General features: G+C 64.6%; 12 protein-coding genes and 3 pseudogenes. 7 read left to right on the top strand and 8 right to left on the bottom strand.

Translation table 11 applies throughout. The features are described from left to right. Positions 1 to 215: 215 nt before the first annotated feature. The 5 genes and pseudogenes from ACZYZE_RS17210 to ACZYZE_RS17190 form a co-directional block, all read right to left on the bottom strand. On the bottom strand, positions 216 to 680 hold the full coding sequence (locus ACZYZE_RS17210; protein ID WP_463909116.1) for a DUF8821 family protein: 465 nt from the start codon (positions 678 to 680) through the stop codon (positions 216 to 218). Between the two features lie 431 nt (positions 681 to 1,111). Beyond that, entirely contained in the window at positions 1,112 to 1,258 is a 147-nt protein-coding gene (locus ACZYZE_RS17205; protein WP_463909114.1) for a lmo0937 family membrane protein, read from the bottom strand. A 258-nt stretch (positions 1,259 to 1,516) separates the two neighbouring features. Then, positions 1,517 to 2,158: pseudogene (locus ACZYZE_RS17200) on the bottom strand (dihydrofolate reductase family protein); the annotation flags it as partial. Positions 2,159 to 2,546: 388 nt separating this feature from the next. Continuing rightward, entirely contained in the window at positions 2,547 to 3,221 is a 675-nt protein-coding gene (locus ACZYZE_RS17195; protein ID WP_463909112.1) for a response regulator transcription factor, read from the bottom strand. Positions 3,222 to 3,395: 174 nt separating this feature from the next. Next, positions 3,396 to 4,634 (bottom strand): GAF domain-containing protein, encoded by a 1,239-nt coding sequence (locus ACZYZE_RS17190; protein WP_463909110.1) that lies wholly within the window; start codon positions 4,632 to 4,634, stop codon positions 3,396 to 3,398. A 1,026-nt stretch (positions 4,635 to 5,660) separates the two neighbouring features. Between ACZYZE_RS17190 and ACZYZE_RS17185 the strand changes: the two genes are divergently transcribed. Next, positions 5,661 to 6,398: a GAF and ANTAR domain-containing protein gene (locus tag ACZYZE_RS17185; protein ID WP_463909108.1), complete on the top strand. Its 738-nt coding sequence runs from the start codon at positions 5,661 to 5,663 to the stop codon at positions 6,396 to 6,398. Between the two features lie 391 nt (positions 6,399 to 6,789). Then, on the top strand, positions 6,790 to 7,608 hold the full coding sequence (locus ACZYZE_RS17180; protein WP_463909106.1) for a DUF1206 domain-containing protein: 819 nt from the start codon (positions 6,790 to 6,792) through the stop codon (positions 7,606 to 7,608). A 597-nt stretch (positions 7,609 to 8,205) separates the two neighbouring features. Here the strand turns inward: ACZYZE_RS17180 and ACZYZE_RS17175 are convergent. Next, a pseudogene (locus ACZYZE_RS17175) lies at positions 8,206 to 9,404 on the bottom strand (IS110 family RNA-guided transposase). An 861-nt stretch (positions 9,405 to 10,265) separates the two neighbouring features. Then, positions 10,266 to 11,354 (bottom strand): annotated as a pseudogene (locus ACZYZE_RS17170) (NADPH:quinone reductase). A 270-nt stretch (positions 11,355 to 11,624) separates the two neighbouring features. Here ACZYZE_RS17170 and ACZYZE_RS17165 point away from each other — a divergent pair. After that, positions 11,625 to 12,233 carry a hypothetical protein gene (locus tag ACZYZE_RS17165; RefSeq protein ID WP_463909104.1) on the top strand — a complete coding sequence of 203 codons (609 nt, stop codon included), beginning with the start codon at positions 11,625 to 11,627 and terminating at the stop codon, positions 12,231 to 12,233. A gap of 127 nt (positions 12,234 to 12,360) precedes the next feature. Then, complete coding sequence (locus tag ACZYZE_RS17160; RefSeq protein ID WP_463909102.1) at positions 12,361 to 12,747, top strand: VOC family protein; 387 nt, start codon at positions 12,361 to 12,363, stop codon at positions 12,745 to 12,747. Positions 12,748 to 13,602: 855 nt separating this feature from the next. Here the strand turns inward: ACZYZE_RS17160 and ACZYZE_RS17155 are convergent. Beyond that, the gene (locus ACZYZE_RS17155) at positions 13,603 to 13,881 is read right to left on the bottom strand and encodes an HPr family phosphocarrier protein (protein WP_463909100.1); all 279 of its coding nucleotides are present in this window, start codon (positions 13,879 to 13,881) and stop codon (positions 13,603 to 13,605) included. Positions 13,882 to 14,105: 224 nt separating this feature from the next. Between ACZYZE_RS17155 and ACZYZE_RS17150 the strand changes: the two genes are divergently transcribed. The 3 genes from ACZYZE_RS17150 (at position 14,106) to ACZYZE_RS17140 (ending at position 18,513) form a co-directional block, all read left to right on the top strand. Continuing rightward, positions 14,106 to 14,954 (top strand): HAD-IIB family hydrolase, encoded by an 849-nt coding sequence (locus ACZYZE_RS17150; RefSeq protein WP_463909098.1) that lies wholly within the window; start codon positions 14,106 to 14,108, stop codon positions 14,952 to 14,954. A 215-nt stretch (positions 14,955 to 15,169) separates the two neighbouring features. Then, positions 15,170 to 17,047 carry a beta-glucoside-specific PTS transporter subunit IIABC gene (locus ACZYZE_RS17145; RefSeq protein ID WP_463909096.1) on the top strand — a complete coding sequence of 626 codons (1,878 nt, stop codon included), beginning with the start codon at positions 15,170 to 15,172 and terminating at the stop codon, positions 17,045 to 17,047. 32 nt (positions 17,048 to 17,079) lie between these two features. Continuing rightward, a complete protein-coding gene (locus tag ACZYZE_RS17140; RefSeq protein WP_463909094.1) occupies positions 17,080 to 18,513 on the top strand; it encodes a glycoside hydrolase family 1 protein in 1,434 nt (477 codons plus the stop codon). The last annotated feature ends 18 nt before the right edge of the window (positions 18,514 to 18,531 follow it).

The raw sequence follows: 18,531 nt of genomic DNA, 5'->3' as shown, positions 1-18,531 counted from the left end.
GGGTTTCCAAGCAGGACGTCGTGGACAGCCATACCTTAGAGGCGCAAGCTGACGCGGCCGGCCCAGACCCTTGCTGCGAATGGCAAACTGGCCCTTGCGACCGGTGGCTCACGATTGTCCGTCCAGCAGCGGCACTATGCCCGGACCGATCACCGCCGCACAGTCGCGGCGGCAAGTGTGAGGACCATGTATTCCGTCAGCAAATCCTTAGATGTTCAGTACTCGCCCTTGATCACGAAGTAGGAGCCGCGGATAACGCCTGCCAGCTTTGATTTCTGGCGGGCGAACTTGAAACGGGATGCCAGTTCCTCTGGAATCTCCATGCCTTCGGCCAGTTTGAATCCGACCGCGCGCTTCCCGCCGTCCTCGATGCTGTACACGATGTTGATCGACAGCCCCGACTCGTAGAACACGTAATCCATCCGCAAACCGTCGACTTCGAAGGCGGATGCTTCGAGCGGGCGGGAGCCGATGACAATGTCACGGTCTTCCCTGAGGATGCGGTTCACCCGCTCGACCACTTCCGGAAGCTCGCTGGCTGGGCGAACAGTGAAGACGTGGTCGTACTTGTTGCGGTAATACCGGGCTTCGTTGGCGCGTAACCCGGCGAGCGACTCAGCGACCGGAGACGATTCCAGCCCGATAGAAGAAACGTTCTCGGAGTCAACAACGTACGGCATGCGGCCTCCTGACTACTGTGTTGGACCGACGATAGCGTGACGACATGGTCTCGCCGGCGTCCGAATGCTCGTGGGCCGCCACTGGCCCTAAGCGACCCGGCAAAGGACCGGTTATCAGCGTTCCAAATGCGCTCCCGTGTAATGAGAGAATCGCGCATCGGATCCCGTCTTCTTCGGTCCACGTTCGGTGCCGCAGGTGGCAGCGGCACCTACCACGACCTGGCCGGGCACGACGGCGCAGCTGGCCAGGTCAGCGGCTGCCGGTGACTTCTGCGCCCGCCTCAGGGCTAGCCGCCCGGCGGCTGGCTGGCTGGCATGTTCGTCAGTACAGAGCCATCTGCCGGTCAGGTCAGGCGACTTGCAGGCCGTGCCCGAGAACGGCGGCAGCTCCCACCTCGCTGTCCAGCAGAGGCGGACCACAGTCTTGTATCTTATGCGCGGGACCTGCCGCGAACGAAGTGAATGATCAAGACGACCACGGCGATCACCAGAAGTATGTGAATTACCCCGCCACCGATGTTGCCGAGCAGGCCGAGAAGCCAGAGAACTGCGATAATGATAGCTATCCAGAGCAGCATGAGAGTCTCCTTTAATTCCCGCACGGTAATCGTGTGGTGCATATCACCCTATGTCAGTATCGGTGTAGGTAGAAGTCGCAGAGAGATAATGCGTAGGGCACGACCGGTCGGCACCCTGAAGCTTATGCGCGTGTGGTTAGGTTGGCGGAATCTCCCCCAGATAATGCCCAAGTTACCGCGGCGCTTCCGGCAATGGAGTCCTTGGCCCCGCGATCGCACCCATGTCGGCCTACCGGGCCGTGCGACGGGTGAAGATCCGGTGGAGAACAGGTGGAGAACTCCGGATGGGGAAGGGGTCGCTTCGATGTCGAAGCGTTGTTCGAGTCCTTCGAGTCCATCCCAGAGCCGTTCGCCCCGGCCCAGGACGATCGGCACGAGGACGATGTGCATGTGGTCGATCAGATCGGCCTCGAGGAACTGTCGAACCGTGCTGACGCCGCCACCGATCCGGACGTCGAGGTCGCCGGCTAGGGCGCGGGCCTGCGTGAGCACGGAGACGGGATCGGCGTCAACGAAATGAAAGGTTGTTCCGCCTTCCATCTCGAGGACCGGCCGGGGATGGTGTGTCAGAACAACGACAGGGGTGTGGAAGTCAGGGTTATCACCCCACCATCCCTTCCATTCCTTGTCCTCCCAGGCACCGAATTGAGGGCCAATCTTGTTTCGCCCCATGATCTCCACACCGATCCCGGGCCTTCACGTGCCGGCGAACGCCTCGTCGACGCCGAAGGATCCCTCCGACTCCCCGTGGATGCCCATCTCGCGGAAGGTGCTCGTCTCGAAAGCCCTCTCCATTAGCCGTGAGCCTGCGTGACCGAACGGAGCGTCGAGTTGCTGGCCCTCGCCGGTACCGAAGCCGTCGAGGGAGACCGAGAAGTTATGCACGCGGACGAGGGACATGTCATCTCCTGAGCTGCTTGCCGTTCGCAATCTAACGGACAGCAGCAAAAAAGAAACAGGGAAAATGCTTGTGCTGCCCGAGCGCAGCGAGGCCCGATTGCGGGCTTTGTATCGTCTGCACCGCACCCGGGGAAGAGCGCCTCATGCGAAATGGATGACTTGCCGGTCCTCACAGGTGATAGCGGTGTGCGGCGTTCGTCCCACGATTCTTCATGAGCTGGCCGAAGGTTATTCGGGGCGGGGAGGAATCCCGTGAATGTGGCCGGATCCTTCTCCTCGTCTCATCCGTGGAGGATGCGGTGCCGGGCGAACGCCACAGAGGCAACCCAATGTGAAGTGCACTGTTCAGGCCCGGGATCCGGCCGCCGGACGGCTCAGTCTCGTCGATTCACGGGAGTGCATCTGTCGACCGGCCGACCGCTGGCCCCCTACCGCCTCCAAACCCCAGTTTGACCAGCAGAGTGGAAACGAACTCCCGTACACTCGTCTCAGCCAGACCCAATGCCTCACTGATCTGCCGGTTGCTCAGACCCTCGGAAATCCCTGCCAGCACTTCCCTCTCCGCACCGGCCAGGTCACGAAATCCCGGCTCCGCCGCCGCGTTGGCGAACCACGCCCTCGCCCTGTCCACCACGTCAGGGCCCAGGAGCGATTCCCCCGTGGCGGCACGACGGATGGCCCGGGCCAGATGGTTGCCGCGGACTTGCCGGAGCGCATATCCGGCCGCTCCGGCAAGAACGACGCCGCGAAGCACCTCGTCATCGACATAGCTGGTCATCATCAGGCACTGCAGGTCCTTTTCAGCGGAGCGCGCATACCGGCAGACTTCAATTCCGGTCCCGTCAGGCAGACGCCCATCCAGTACCGCCACGTCCGCGCCCTCTTCCACGATCCTGCGGCTGGCCTCGGCCACTGACCAGCAGTCACCGACCACCTCGAGGCCTTCCGCCTCGAGCAGGTCCCTCAGCCCTTGCCGGGCGAGCCCGTGATTATCGACGACAAATACGCGCACCGAACCCTGGGACCGTTCCCGCGCAGCAGCGGCGTCTAAAGGCAAAGCCATCGACAGACTCCTGTTGTTTGAGCGCCACCGACCCGCCACGTCGTGCAGGTCCCTCCCACCCGGGGGTCACCTACGGACAATCGTTCCTCCTGGAAGACCCCGAGGCTAGGGCCAAAGGACCGCGACCGGCCAGAAAGAGCCGTGGTGACGGGCACAGGAGGTTCTGCGTCGCGGCTAACCCGGGTCTGGCCACCTGGATCCGGAGTGGGCTGTCGATGTTGAAGGTTCCGCCGAGGGATGCTGCGCGCTGTTCCATGTTGGCCAGGCCGCTGATTCGTTCAGGGTTTTGGAAGCCGCAGCCGTCGTCGGTGATGAGTAGCTCCGCGTTGTCCTGGTTGGCTGTGAGGCTGATGCTGATGTTTTCGCTCCGGAGTGTCTGATGGCGTTGCTGAGTCCGAACAGGGCACTGGATTCCAGATCGGACCGGGGGTAGGGGTCGGCGCCCCCCGGACGGACCAGAATGAGCAGGCCGATATTGGTTCCGGTGTGGCCCAGGGCGGCGATAAGGACGGGGCCCATCTTCCCGGAGGCACCAAGACCGAAGAGCTGTCCGGGGTCCGGAACCACCGCCGTGTCCCCTGTCTCCAGTACGCCTGTGATGGCCGCGGAGACCGGGATTTCAAATCCGGCCGGCAGCGATTGCTCCCCCAGGGACGCCCGGCACCGGAGGACGCCGTCCGGGCCGGGAACCGCGATGACAGATAACGTGGAGCCCGAAACCGCCCCGGCGCGTTCGGCGACCAGATCGAGGTAGTCCGGGGCGCCCGGATGTGCCGCGGTGATCAGTTTGCCGCTGGTTTCCTTGCTGGCCTCCGGCCAGCCCTGCCGGCGGCGGCTGTCCTCGAACATGCCGGCGTTCTCGATGGCGATGCCGGCGGCCGCGGCCAGTGCTACGGCGAGTTCCTCGTCCTCCTCGGTGAAGTCTGCCCCGTCCTGCTTCTCCGTCAGATACAGGTTCCCGAAGACTGTGTCCCGGACCCTGACGGGGACGCCGAGAAACGTCTTCATGGGCGGGTGGTTGAGCGGGAATCCGGCCGCCGCGGGGTGCCCGCCCAGATCGTGCAGCCGCAACGGCTGCGGATCCCGGATCAGATAACCGAGAAACCCCATTCCCGTGGGAGGCGCACCGATCATCCGGATGCCGTCCCCGTCGATGCCGACGGTGATGAAATGACTCAGCACCTGGTCCCCGCCGATGATGCCCAGCGCCCCGTACCGGGCACCGGTCGGTGCGCACGCCGACTGCACGAGCCGATCCAGGACGGCCTCCAGGCTCAGATCCTCGGTCAGGGACACCACCGCAGAAAGCAGACCCCGCAACCGGTCCTGGGTATGGAGCAGCTCCTCGGCCCGTCCCATGGATTCCCGCAGCAGATCCCCGGCCCGGGGCTTCAGCGGGTTACGCCACTTCAACGGCCATTCCTTGGGCAGCGAGGGGGTCCGGGGCCCCGGCAACCCGCCGGGGGTGTCGTGCTCCGGACAAACCGGCGACATGGCCCGGCTCAGTCGCACCTGCGTCCTTGACCGTCTGCAAGGCCAAGAGTGAGGAACGGGCCGGCAGGTCCTGGCCGTGCTGGCTTCGGGCCCCGCCGCGGGGAAAGGGGTTCGTTCACGGGCCGGCCGTCCGGCCGGAGACGGGTGGCTTCGGAGTGAGGGCCGGTCTGGTCCGAGATGTGAGAGGTGGCAGCGTATTCCCGCAGAGCCTCAGCACCTTCCAGCGCGGCAGCCGTATCCGGAAAGGACGGTGAGAGGGCAAGTACCGCTCCGGTCCCGTCCAGGATCCGTATGAGGATTCTGCCACCCTCGACCCGGACGAGTTCAAGGGCGCCGGCCCCGGAAGGTGCCTGGGCCAGGGCGGCGCTTTGGCGGGCGGGTGCGCGCTGGGCGGCGGAACGAGGAGGGGAAGATTCAGGCACGGCAGCTCCACGATAGAGTTCCATGGCCGCGTCTTGACCGTCTGCTGGCTATACGCCAAGTGCCGTGGACTTCTGTTCAGGGATGGGACGCCAAGTAATGTTCCGTAAAGCGTCCCATCCTGTGTTTTGGCCCAGGTGGTTTTCCCTGGGATCCGGTCTGTAGTCGACCAGCTCGAACCGGTCATCGCCTCTGCTTACCGGTCCGGGCGGCAGCCCTCGTTCGGCGATGAGGCCCCGTCTTTGCCCGCTCTAGAACCGCGCATCTCCGCAGGCTTCCCACACCCGCGCGCGATAGCGGAGCCGGCAGTCCTCGACCCGGGACAGCCTCAGTCGCTTCAGAACCTGTCAGCGGTCCGGGCATGGGCAGAATCCTACACAACATGGTGCCGCTCGCGGACGGAGATCTGCTGATGGCCCAGGACAGTGAAGCCGCCGCGGCCGGTCGATGCAAGATCATCGTCAGGCCGGGCAACCGGATATGAAAAAGGCACACACGGGACCCCGTGCGTCGTATTCTGAGGCCATGACAAGTCCTTCCGATGAATCCGCCGTCTCAGAACTCCAGGACCTCATCACGGAGTCCGGCACCGTCGGGGAGTTCCTGGACGAACTAGCGCTCTTCGCGGCCCGGACCATCAGCCCGGCCATCGGCCATCCGGTCGAGTGCGCCGTGGCGTTGCGGCGGCGCCGGCGCACCATCACGATCGCCGGAAGCAGCGAGGAAGCCCGCGCCCTGGACCAGATCGAGCAAGCCCTCGGTAGCGGCCCCTGCATGCTGGCATTGGAAACCAACACCACGGTCCTGCTCAACGACGTCAACGGCGACCCGCGCTGGCCCGATTTCCAACGCGAACTCACGGCCCGTGGCTACCACGCCGTCCTCGGAATCCCGCTCGAGCTCGGCAAAGATTCCTGGGCCGCGCTTGACCTGTTCGCTCCGGCCGCCGGGGCCTTCACCCCGGCGTCCATCGCCATCGCCGAAGACTTCGCCAGGATCGCCGGCGACGCGTTGCGCCTGGCTGTCCGGATAGGAACAGAACAGCTTCTGGCCGAAGACCTCAAAGCCGCCATGATAAGCCGGTCAACGATTGACCTCGCCTGCGGAGCCATCATGGCCCAAAACCGCTGCAGCCAGGAAGCGGCCTTCGCCATCCTGACCCGGGCCTCAAACAGCCGGAACAAAAAACTGCATCTCGTCGCCGAAGAACTGCTACTCGGGCTCTCCGGCAACGTCCCGCCAGGCGCCCGGTTCGAACCCTGAAAGACAACCCTGACTTCCCCGCTCTTCCAAACAACACGCACCGGGTGTCCCCACGAGTCACCCTGCGCGAGATTTGCCCTCGCCCCGGCCGGCTCTCCCAGGACCCGCGCCGCGGAGAAGTGCGCCATGTCCGGTCAGGGCGGCCGTCGCCTCCCCGGTGTTGACGCAGCGTTGCAGGGATCGCGCCGAGGCGAAGCCCCGGGGATGGTCTGGTGTGATCGCGTACGGTACCTCTGCCCGCGAAGCAATCCGGGCCGCGGCCGGGAAACCGACGATGGTACCGGCTGTCTTCGCTGGCTCAGACCGGGCCTGTGTGAGCGTGGGCTCACGTGACAAAATGGTCGTGTTACACACCACGGCATCTGCGCGCGCTTGCATGAAGGATCGGGAAATGAAGAAGGAGCTGGACGACGCCGCGGACGCGGTCGAGGAGGCATCGAATTCCAGGGCTCTTGTGATCGCCGCCAGGGCAGGTTTTGCCGTCAGCGGCCTGTTGCACGTTCTGACCGGCTCCGTCGCCATCCGGTTGGCCTTCGGCAAGGCCGGGCAGGCAGACCAGGGCGGCGCCGTGGCCCAACTCGCCGGACAGCCCGAGGGACTGCTGCTGCTGTGGACCGGATTCGCCGCCTGCGTGGCTCTGGCGCTCTGGCAAACCGGCAACGCCGTTTACGGCTACGGTCAGCTGGAAGCCAAGAAGAAGGTGGGGAATAGACTTTCCGCAGGCGGCAAGGCGGTCGTGTTCGCCGTCATGGCGCTGACGTTCGCTGCCTCTGCGAGCGGAAACAGCAGGAACAGCGGACAGTCCACCAGCGATTTCACGGTCTCCATCATGAAAGCACCCGGGGGTCCGTTGCTGCTGATCGCCATCGGGGCCGCGGTCGCCGTCGTCGGCATTGTCTTCATGGTCCTCGGATTCAAGGCATCGTTCAAGAAGGATCTGCGGCTGCCGCCCTCGGGCGCCGGCCGGTCCGTTATTACGGGGCTGGGCGTTGTCGGCTACATAGCCGAGGGCATAGCCCTCTTTCTGGTGGGATTGCTGTTCATCATGGCCACCGTTTCCGCCCGCCCCCAGGAGTCCACTGGCCTGGACGGCGGGTTGAAGGCGCTACGCGAGCAACCCTACGGGGTATATATGCTGTCCGCCGTCGGCGCCGGCCTGATCTGCTACGGCCTTTACCTGATGGTGAAGGCCAAATTCGCGCGGATGTAAACCGCCCCGGCGCGGCCGGCTCTTGCGTCATCGATGTGAGGGGGAACGGCCGGGCCGCCCGGGACGGCAACAATCACGAGACCGCCGACAGCCGACGGGGCCGGGCGGCCGGAAGGTCAGCAGGCCTCACCGGAGACGATCTTCGCGATGCAGACGTGAACCGTGCCGATCTTCCGGAACACCGCTGTTCACGCCCCGGATTCAGATCAATGCGGCCGCCGGTGATTCCAGGACGAAGCGGCCCGCATTACTGATATGAGCCGGGCACCGGAAATCTGACAACCGCTCACCTTCGCACTGACATGGACGACTCGACGCCGCACCGTGCCGCACTGGATTCGCCCGTTTTACGGCCCCCGTCATGCGTTCGGATGATGGGCCACCTGGATGAAGGGTGCTAGTCCGGACCGGCAGTCCGTCACGGTAGTCGTATGGGAATGAGCATCGTCGCCCGATTTCCGGTCCGAGGAGTGAATGAGTATCCGGAAGACCCCTGTGACCGCCGCACACATTCAACGCCAGCGGCAGGTCAGGGCGGACCAGCCGCATGCAACTCTTCGCAGACTTCCGCGGCCCGGGGGGTCCCTATGCTTTTGGTCAAGCGGTTTGGGGAGCTTTTTCCTCGTAGAGTGTGCCGTTGCGGAGCATGGCGTGGATGACGTCGCAGCGGCGCCGGGCGAGGCAGATGACGGCGGCGTTGTGTTTCTTCCCTTCGGCGCGTTTCCGCTCGTAGTAGGCCTTGGACACGGGATCGTGGCAGGACGCTATCCAGGCGGATCGGAAGAGTGCGTTCTTGAGTGCTTTGTTGCCGGAGCGGGCAGGGAATTCGCCACGAATGGACGTTCCGGACCGTCGAGTGACCGGTGCGATGCCGGCGTAGGCGGCGAGGTGGCCGGAGGTGCGGAAGCTGCTCCCGTCGCCGATGGTCAGGAGTATGGTGGCGGCGGTCTTGATGCCGACTCCCGGCATGGACATCAAGACTCGGGAAAGAGGGAAGTCGTCCAGGAGCTTTTCGACTTCGTCGGCGACGATCGTGCGCTGGTGTTTGAGTTCCTTGATCTGGGCGGCCACGCGCGGGATGACCAGCTCCACGGCCTCGGTCCCGGCGACGGTTACCGGTTGCTCGCCCAGGACGGCGAACACGGCGTCGATGAGCGCGGCCGGGGCTTTGCGGCTGTGGTTGCGGGCCCAGCGCAGCACGTTCCCACGTCCCGCGGCACGAAGACCGGTCGGGCCCGCATATTTGATCAGCAGTTCTAGGACCAGGGAACGGTCAAGACTGTCCCGGGAAAGGCGCGTTCCAAGGCCGGGAAGATCTGCAGCAGCAGGGACCGGAGCCGGTTGATCGCGCGCGTGCATTCGTGGGTCAGATCCGTATCAAACCCGCAGAGGACTTTCAGTGCGGAGAGGACCTCGCTGTCACGGTCGACCGCCCGCAGGGTGTGCGGCATCGCCCGGGCCGTCTCGGCGATGATGAACGCGTCCCGGGCGTCCGTTTTCGATTTCCCGGGATACAGGTCCGCAGCTTTGCGCATGGCCAGCCCGGGCAGATAGGCGACTTCGCAGCCGCAATCCCTGGCCACTGCCACGGGCAGCGCGCCAATGGTGTTCGGCTGGTCCACGATCATCAGCACGTTCCCGTGCTGCTGCAGCGTCATGAAAAGCTCCCGCAGCCGGGCTTCGTCCTGCGGCAGCGGCTTATCAAAGAGGCGTTCGCCGGCGCGGTTCAGCGCGGTGGCGTGGTGGTCGCTCTTGCCGACATCGAGTCCGCAGCAAACGTCGAATCCCTCATCCATATCGGCGCTCCTTTGCATCACCATATGGCCGCAGTCACGACACCCGATGCCGGCACCCACGTTACAAAGAGACCTGGACCGTTGGTCCGGCCTTGTCCCTATCAGCGGTCAACAAGTGTCTCCGAACCCGGCGACAACACCCCCCGGGTCATCAGTGACAGGGCGAGAAAGTCATACCGGGTCCAGCGACCATGTCCCCGGCGATCGGGGACCCAATAAATGTAACGGGCCGGGCAAAACCTCTGTTCTTGCAGTTGGCACCATCATTTTCGGCACCTCGACGATCCGATTTTCGTTGGGCAACGGGGTGAGTACTGGCGGGACGCGGCCAAGACCCTAAGCATCCCGAACGCTTGCACAACCGCCCGAGTACGTGAATGCGGCTATGGACCTCGTTGAACGCGAACGTTCTCACCAAAGTCTCAGCAGGTCTCTGCCGAAGTTGGCCGGGCCGTTTCCGTAGTCCCCGATTCGTTGCTGCCTTGGGAGCAAGAGCGGGTTCCTCAATGACAGCTATTTCGGCGCCGGGTGGAAGTACCGTCCACCGCAGGCGCGAAGATCGCACCGCGGCCTAGTTTTCCCGTCTGCTCGCCAGTTGCCGTGCGATCAAGCGAATGGATATGCCGACACCGAGTCCAACCGGAACCAAATAGAGTGGGCCTGACCGTGGGAAGAGCTGACCCAATAAGGCGCCGACGACTGCCGCGGAGACAATGATGACGAGGATGTTGAGTGTTAGCGTCAGCTCAGTCACTATGAATTTCCCTTCCAGTGGTGCTCCCCCGGACCACACCCGACCGTCGGTCACGTCGATGGTACGCGTGTCACCTACCGGCCCGCGGACCGGACTGCTCGGCCGGCTCAGAGCCGCGGGTGTACGGCGTGATTGCCCCCGCGAGGCTCCCGAGGCGATATCGGCGAGCTCGCTGACACATCGATCAGCACCTTGCCGATGAAGCTCTCTTCCACCGCCGCGTGGGCAGCAGACGTGTTAGCCAGGTCAAAGCGATGCAGCGGCAGACCTGCGGCTTCTCCGACCGGAAGGGCGCCGTCGGCGATGGCCGCATTGATATTCATGGCGGCGTCGTACACCGCCGCCATGCCGACGGTGTAGAGCAACACGAATTGGTAGCGGACGTTGAGGCTGAAGTGCCTGCGCACGTCCAGGGTCACCTGATCGCCGCCGTTATTGGCGTAGACCGCGATGGAGCCGCGGTTACGGATTACTGCCAGGTCGAGTTCCGCGTTCTGCGCGGGCGCCACCTCCACGATCTGGTCGACGCCCTCGGGAGCGATCCGACGGATCTCCGCGGCCGCGTGGCTTTCCCGGTAATTGACGACGTGATCAGCGCCGGCGGCCGTGGCCAGCGCAGCCTTCGCCGGTCCACTCACGGTCGTGATCACAACGGCGCCGGCCCACTTGGCGAGCTGGATCGCCGCATGGCCCACGGCGCCGGCCCCTCCAGTAACGAGAACTACCTTGCCGTCCAAGGCTCCCGGGCGCAGCCGCCGCGGGCCGTCCTCGGCGATGGTCAGGGCCCTGTGGGCGGTGACCGCGGGAACGCCCAGGCTTGCGCCGACGTCGAACCCGGCATTCTCCGGCAGCGGAAAGACCCGTTCGGCCGGCAGGACGGCGAACTCTTGGGCTGTCCCGCCGTCGGCGCGCTGGTAGGCGGCCAAGGCCACCCAGACCCTGTCACCGACGTGGAGATGCTCGACGCCGGGTCCGACGGCGTCCACCATTCCGGCGCCGTCCTGGTTCGGCACGACCTCCGCGAAGGGCAAGGGCTAGCCCGGCCTGGCGCCGCGGCGCGACTTCCAGTCGGTGGGGTTCACCGCAGAGACCATGATCCGCACGCGCACCTCCCCGAGCCCCGGGTCGCGGATCTCGCGGTCGACGAGTTCGAGAACAGACGGATCACCCGTGGCACAGTACACGATTGCTTTCATACTCAGATCTAACGCCGGCCTCGACCGAAAATTCCCGCATTGTCGCGATAAACTGGACCGATAATGATAGGTGCCCTGCTCCGTATTTTGGCCTGGTTCGTCATCCTAGCGACCCTCCTCTCGGCCTGCGCGCCAACGATCAGACTCGATGAGGCCACCGCCGATCCAACGATCCAGACCTCCTCGGCCCCGCCGGCCGCACGCGATGACGTCCCCGCTCCTCACCGGCCCCCACCCCCCACCCCGACGCCGGTTCCCACGCCGCCCCCGGTGCCCCAGCCGTTCGCCCTCAACCTCTACCAGGAGGGGGACTTCGTGCCGCAGTACACCTTTGACTGGTGTGTGGCGGCCAGCATCCAGATGATGCACAACCTCATCGACGACACCGAGGCCGGCACGTGGACCGATCGCGTCCAGCAGGGGGAGCTCTGGGAGATGGCCCGGGCACGGTCGTTCAACTCGTTCAACGGCGCCAACCCCTTGGGCTGGGCGGAGGTGCTAACCGAGGTCGGGATGGGGCCGTACGCCGTCGTGAGCGTCGCCGACTATGAGGAAGCGCTGCAGACCGCGGCGCGCGCCATTGCCGACACGGATCGGCCGGTCGGGCTGGTCATGTGGCGCGGCCGCCACGTATGGGTGATGAGCGGCTTCGAGTCACTCGGCGATCCCGACCAGTTCCCGGAGTTCCCGGTCACCGGCATCCGTGTCCAGGATCCGCTCTACCCGTACGGCGACAACAAGTGGGGACCGTCCCCCGCGCCCAACGCCCTGCTCACCCCCGAACAGTTGGCAACGCAGTTCGTCGTCCGCGAGCCGCGACGCTGGAGCAGCGATATGCCGACCGGCTACATGCTGGTGCTGCCGATCGCCAAGGCCTGATCAGCCCCAGATAGCCCTAATTCCCTGATGCTGACCCATGAAGGTTCCAAGGACCAAGCGGCCGCTCTTGAAATCTGAAGGGCGCTGGGCGTAGATGGTCGCAGACTAAACACCCGAGGAGGTCACCATGACGGTTACTTTCAACCACACCATCGTCTACGCAACGGACAAACACCATTCGGCGGAGTTCCTGGCCAACGTGCTCGGACTGCCGAAACCCCACGCCATGTGGGCTTTCATGACCGTACCCCTCGACGACGGAGTGGTCCTCGATTTCGCCACGGCAGACCGGCCCATCTCCCCGCAGCACTACGCCTTCCTGGTCAGCGAGGAGGACTTCGACCGAATCTTCGAAAGAATTCAGGCCCAGGGCATCCCCTACTGGGCAGACCCGGGACGGTCCCGCCCGCAGCAGATCAACCACAACGACGGCGGACGCGGCGTCTACTTCGCGGATCCCGACGGACATTTCCTCGAAGCGATCACACGTCCGTACGGATCGGGTGCTGCATGAAGTCCTGGGTACCCAGACGGCCGCCTTGGCAACTCGCCCTATCTTCTGGGAGCAGAGCGCCGTAGTTGCTGCCAGATCTGCCTGATGGGAACGGCCCGAAGACCCGCATCTGTCGTCATTAGGGAAGGCTACGCGCCTGATGCTTGTGTGTAGGGAGACTCTTCCGCGCAGCGCGGGTTGTCCTAAACATTGGATTAGGTACGCGTTGGTCGCGAGTCATGCAGTAGCCCCACGAAAGTCGCCATGAACCTGTGTGCGTACAAGAACCAACCACCAGCAACAAAGGACCTCGGTCCCCTCGCAAACCTGGTCATGTCGCTTGGGCCAGTCTGGACCATGAAGAAGTGAAAAGCGAGAACATCGCCCAGCCCACGAGAACGGAAGCACCGGCCACACGAACGGCCAGCCACAACTGAACAGGACCCCGGCGGAGCGGTTCGGACGTCCCCCAACAAAGGGTGTGGACAGCGTCCACAGGGCTAGAGGCCCTTAAAGCCCCTGAACAGGGAAAACACGTGCCCGAGGTGGGACTCGAACCGGGTTCCCGCCCTTAAATTTCCGCCACTCCCCCGCAAACATCGCCAATCCGACCCAGCCCGGCAGCAGTACGACCCAATCCGAAGCCCAAGGTGTGCACATTGTGCACACCCTCATTTTTGCCCGCTTCGCCGCGCCCATCCGGGCAGCCCTGACGGCCGACCGGGCGGGTCGCTATTTCGCTCCAATATGAAGAGTTGACCCATTCAACCGAACCGGCCCGAATAAGCACCGCACCGCCAGCCGGGTGCCCGTGTTCCGGGTCGCGGGCACGGAACACGGGGTCTCGGCGTCGAGAATCCGGGGCAGCACACCGGCCTATTCGGCGTCGTGGTCGGTCTCGAGGATCTTCGCCAGAGTGTCCAGAGCATCGTCAGCGCCGGCTCCGTCGCCCCGCAGCACCACGACGTCGCCGTGGGAAGCGCCGAGGCTCATGAGCGAGAGGATGCTGGCTGCGTCCAGTGCCTCGTCGGCGGGCTCACCCTCATGGGCGATAGTCACGTCGATGTCCAGCCCCCTAACGGCTTCGGCAAAGATTGCGGCCGGACGGGCATGCAGTCCGACGCGGCTGGCGATGGTGGCGGTACGTTCAGTCATGGCTGCCATTCGTTCCTGTGATTGATGGGTCGTCGATAGGCTCGTCATCCGGGCAGCAAAAAAGGACCCGATCACCGAGCATAGCGACGCTCGGGGTTCGAATCCTGCCTGGCTGACCAGTTACATATCCGCACCCAGTGTGCAGAACCAGGGTGACCGGCGTCAAACCGACCCGGAGACGTCCGGTTAGGGGCGACCGGGCTTCATCGGTAAGATCCCGAATCATGAGCACTAAGCCGAGCACAACTGGAACTGTCCGCGCTGTCTTCCTCGACGTGGACGGCACCTACGCGGACTACGGCGTCGTTCCCGAGGGCCACGTGCGCGCGGTGCGCGCAGCACGGGCAGCCGGCCACAAGGTCCTGCTGTGCACCGGGCGTCCGGTGTCCATGTTGCCCGCCAGCATCCTCGCCGCGGGATTCGACGGCCTCGTCGCCAGTGCCGGCGCCTACGTGGAGGTGGCCGGGAGCGTGCTCGTGGACCGGCGCTTTCCGGCGGACCTGGCCGCCAGAACGGTCAGGGCGCTCGACGCGCACGACGCCGTGTATGTCCTCGAGGCGCAGGAGGCGCTGCACGTTCCGCCGGCGGCGACGGAGCGTTTGAGAGCCATCCTGGAAGCGCACTTCCGGCAGTCACCGGAAGGCCCGGTTGGTTCGTCCGCCATTCTCGATGCGTTGCAGACCACGGCAGACCGCGCGGCTGTCAGGTTCGCCAAGGTCTCCGTGTTCGACTCCCCCGTTGCCATGGAGCGCCTGGTCCGGGAAATCGGCGGGGCGATTGCCGTCGTCGCCAATTCGGTGGCGGACGAGGGCCGGCATGCGGGTGAGTTGTACCAACGCGGGATCAGCAAGGCCGACGGCGTGGCGGCCGTTGTCGCCCATCTGGGTATCGCCCGCGAGGACACCGTCGCGGTTGGCGACGGCGAGAACGACCTGGAGATGATCGCGTTCGCCGGCGTCGGCATCGCCATCGAAGGGTCCCATCCTGAACTGGTGGCGATCGCGGACCGCACGGCTGCGCCCCCGCGGCAGGAGGGTCTCGTGGCCGCCTTCGCCGAACTCGGCCTCCTCTGATCCCGTCTGCGGCCGGTTAATTTTCAACTGCCGGCGACGCGGACCGTTGAAGAGTCAAGTTGCTCGTGACCTGAATCACTGCTAGGGTTGCTCCAGCAGGCGATGCAGCCTGAAGGATTGTTACTCGGATACGAGGCAAGACCTGAGCCACACGGAGACGTGCGGCTTGGGTCTTTTTTTGTGCCCGAAAGACGGAACTGACAGAAAGGACTGCCATGGCTTCCGTGGACTACAAGTCATTGGCCGCAGACATCCTGAAAGGGGTCGGCGGCGAGGAGAACATTGTGGGTGCCACCCACTGCGCAACCAGGCTGCGGCTGCGGCTGCGGGACGAGGCGAAGGCGGACACCGCTGCCGTCGAGAAGCTGCCCGGAGTCATCACCGTCATGAAGGCCGGCGGCCAGTACCAGGTCGTCATCGGCAACGATGTGCCCACCGTCTTCACTGAACTCGGCAGGATCAGCCGCTTCGGCAATGAGGACACCTCCGAGGAGGCGCCCGCCCAGGGCAACCTGTTCAACCGCTTCATCGACATGGTGTCTTCAATCTTCTCGCCCATCCTTTGGCCCCTGGCAGGCGCCGGCCTGCTCAAGGCGTTCCTCAGCATGGCCACAACCTTCGGCTGGGCCGATCCCGCCAACCAGACTTTCGTGATCCTGTCCGCCGCCGCGGACGCGCTGTTTTACTTCCTCCCGCTGTTCCTGGCCGTCACGGCGGCCCGGCGGTTCAAGACCAACCAGTTCACCTCCATGGCAATCGCCGGCGCCCTGGTCTATCCCAGCATCGTGGCGCTTTCAGCTGCGGGTGCGCCGGTCGACTTCGCCGGGATTCCTTTGGTGATGATGAACTACACCAGCTCGGTGATCCCCATCATCGTGGCCGTCTGGCTGCAGGGATACCTGGAGCGCTTCCTGCTGAAGATCCTCCCCTCAGCCTTCCGCAACTTCATGACGCCGCTGCTGTCCATCGCCATCATGGTCCCGCTGACGCTCCTGACGGTGGGTCCGATCACCACCTTCGCTTCCCAGGGAATATCCGCCGGTATCACCGCGATCTTCGGCTTCGCTCCGTGGCTGGCAGGCGCGATCATGGGCGGCTTGTGGCAGGTGTTTGTGCTTTTCGGCCTGCACTGGGGCTTCGTACCGATCATGGCCAACGACCTGGCAACCACCGGGTACTCCCTCCTCATGGGCCCGCTGGTTCCTGCCGTCCTGGCGCAGGCAGCCGCGATGCTGGCCGTTGCCATCCGCAGCAGGAGCGCCAAACGCCGTGAAGTCGCAGCGCCAGCAGCGCTCTCGGGCTTTCTGGCCGGCGTCACCGAGCCCGGCATCTACGGTGTGAACCTGCCACTGAAGAAGCCGTTCTACTTCGGCATCGCGGGCGGCACCGTGGGCGGTGCCATTGCCGCAATGGGCGGCAGTGCGGCCAACGCCTTTGTCTTCGCGTCGCTGCTCTCCCTGCCAGCCTACACCACGGTGGGCAGTTTCGCCATGCAGCTGCTGGGTACCGGCGTAGCCATCGCGATCGCCTTCATCCTGACCTTCGTCTTTGGCCCCCGGGAAACTGCAGAGAACGACGGCGACTCCCCCGCCCCGTCCGCCGGTATCGCTGGCACGGCCCCGGCCCCCGCAGTGGCGGGCAGCGTCAAGGTCCTGGCCCCGGTTTCCGGCGCCGTCATCAACCTGGCCGACGTGAACGACAAGGTCTTCGCCTCCGGAGCGATGGGCGCCGGAATAGGCATCGTCCCCGAAGAGGACTCGATCTACGCCCCGATTTCGGGAACGGTGCAGGCCGCCATGAAGACCGGACACGCCTACGGCATCAAGTCCGATGACGGCGTCGAGGTCCTGGTCCACATCGGCATTGACACCGTCCAGATGGACGGCGAGGGCTTCGAAGCTGCCGTGACACGGGGTCAGCGCGTGGAGGCCGGGGACCTGCTGGCAACCGTGGACCGCGCCAAGATCCTGGCAGCCGGATACGACTCCACCACGCTCATGGTCGTCACGAACACCAAGGCCCTGACCGCCGTCGTGCCCCTGGGCGCCGGGCGCCTCACCCACGGCGCCACCGCCCTCGACGTGGAACTTTGAGAACAAAAGCTGAAACGAAAGGACAACACAACATGAGCCAAGCAGTGGCGAAACCATCAACTGAACCGTTCCCGCAGGGATTCCTCTGGGGCGGGGCAACCGCGGCCAACCAGATCGAAGGCGGCTACGCCGACGGCGGCAAAGGTCTGTCCATCCAGGACGTCATGCCCCGCGGCATCACGGAGCCGCCCACCGAGGGCCCGACGCCGGACAACCTCAAGCAGGTCAGCATCGACTTCTACCACCGCTACGCGGAGGACATCGCGCTGTTCGCTGAGCTGGGCTTCAAGGTGTACCGTTTCTCGATCGCGTGGAGCCGGATCTTCCCGAACGGAGACGACGAGCAACCCAATGAGGAAGGCCTGGCCTTCTACGACAAGGTGCTGGACGAGCTGGAGAAGCACGGCATTGAGCCGATGGTTACGATCAGCCACTACGAGACGCCGCTGAACCTGGCGCGCGGCTACGGCGGCTGGACCAACCGGCAGCTGATCTCCTTCTATGAGCGTTATTGCCGTGTGCTCTTCGAGCGGTTCGGCGGCCGGGTCAAGTACTGGCTGACGTTTAACGAGATCAATTCGGTGCTCCATGAACCGTTCCTGTCCGGTGGCATTCCGACGCCCCGGGCGGAGCTGACCGAGACGGACCTATACCAGGCCATCCACCATGAACTGGTCGCCTCCGCCCGCGCCACGCGGCTGGCCCGGGAGATCATGCCGGGCGCCCAGGTGGGCTGCATGATTCTGGCTCTCCCGGTCTACCCCCTGACCCCTTCCCCGGCCGACGTTGTGCGGGCCATGGACACGGCGCATGCGAGCTATGCCTTCGGCGACATCCACTGCCGGGGCGAGTACCCGGGCTACCTGCTGCGGTACTTCCGGGACAACGGCATTGACCTTGACGTCACGGCCCAGGACCGCGAGGACCTGAAAAACACCGTGGACTTCGTCTCTTTCAGCTACTACATGAGCATCTGCGAGACGGCGGATCCGGACAAGCAGGACAAGGGGCCGGGCAACATCATGGGCGGGGTTCCGAATCCCACCCTGGAAGCCTCCGAGTGGGGCTGGCAGATTGACCCGCAGGGCCTGCGCGTCGTCATCAACGACTACTGGGAACGCTGGCAGAAGCCGCTCTTCATCGTGGAGAACGGCATCGGCGCCAAGGACTCCCTGGTCGAAGTTGACGGTGTCCTGACCGTGGAAGACGACTACCGGATCGACTACATGAACGACCACCTGGTCCAGGTCCGTGAAGCCGTCGCCGACGGGGCAAACGTCCTGGGCTACACCTCATGGGGCTGCATCGACGTGGTCAGTGCGTCCACGGCCCAGATGAGCAAGCGCTACGGTTTTATCTATGTAGACCGCGACGACGCCGGATCGGGCACGCTCGCCCGGTACCGAAAGAAGTCCTTCAGCTGGTATCAGGACTTGATCTCCAGCAACGGCGCAACCCTGCGCTAGCATCGACCGGGCGGGGGC

The sequence above is a fragment of the Pseudarthrobacter woesei genome (assembly GCF_055412745.1).
The sequence above is the reverse complement of the archived record's forward strand: the minus strand, read 5'-3'. Positions and strand labels throughout refer to the sequence as shown.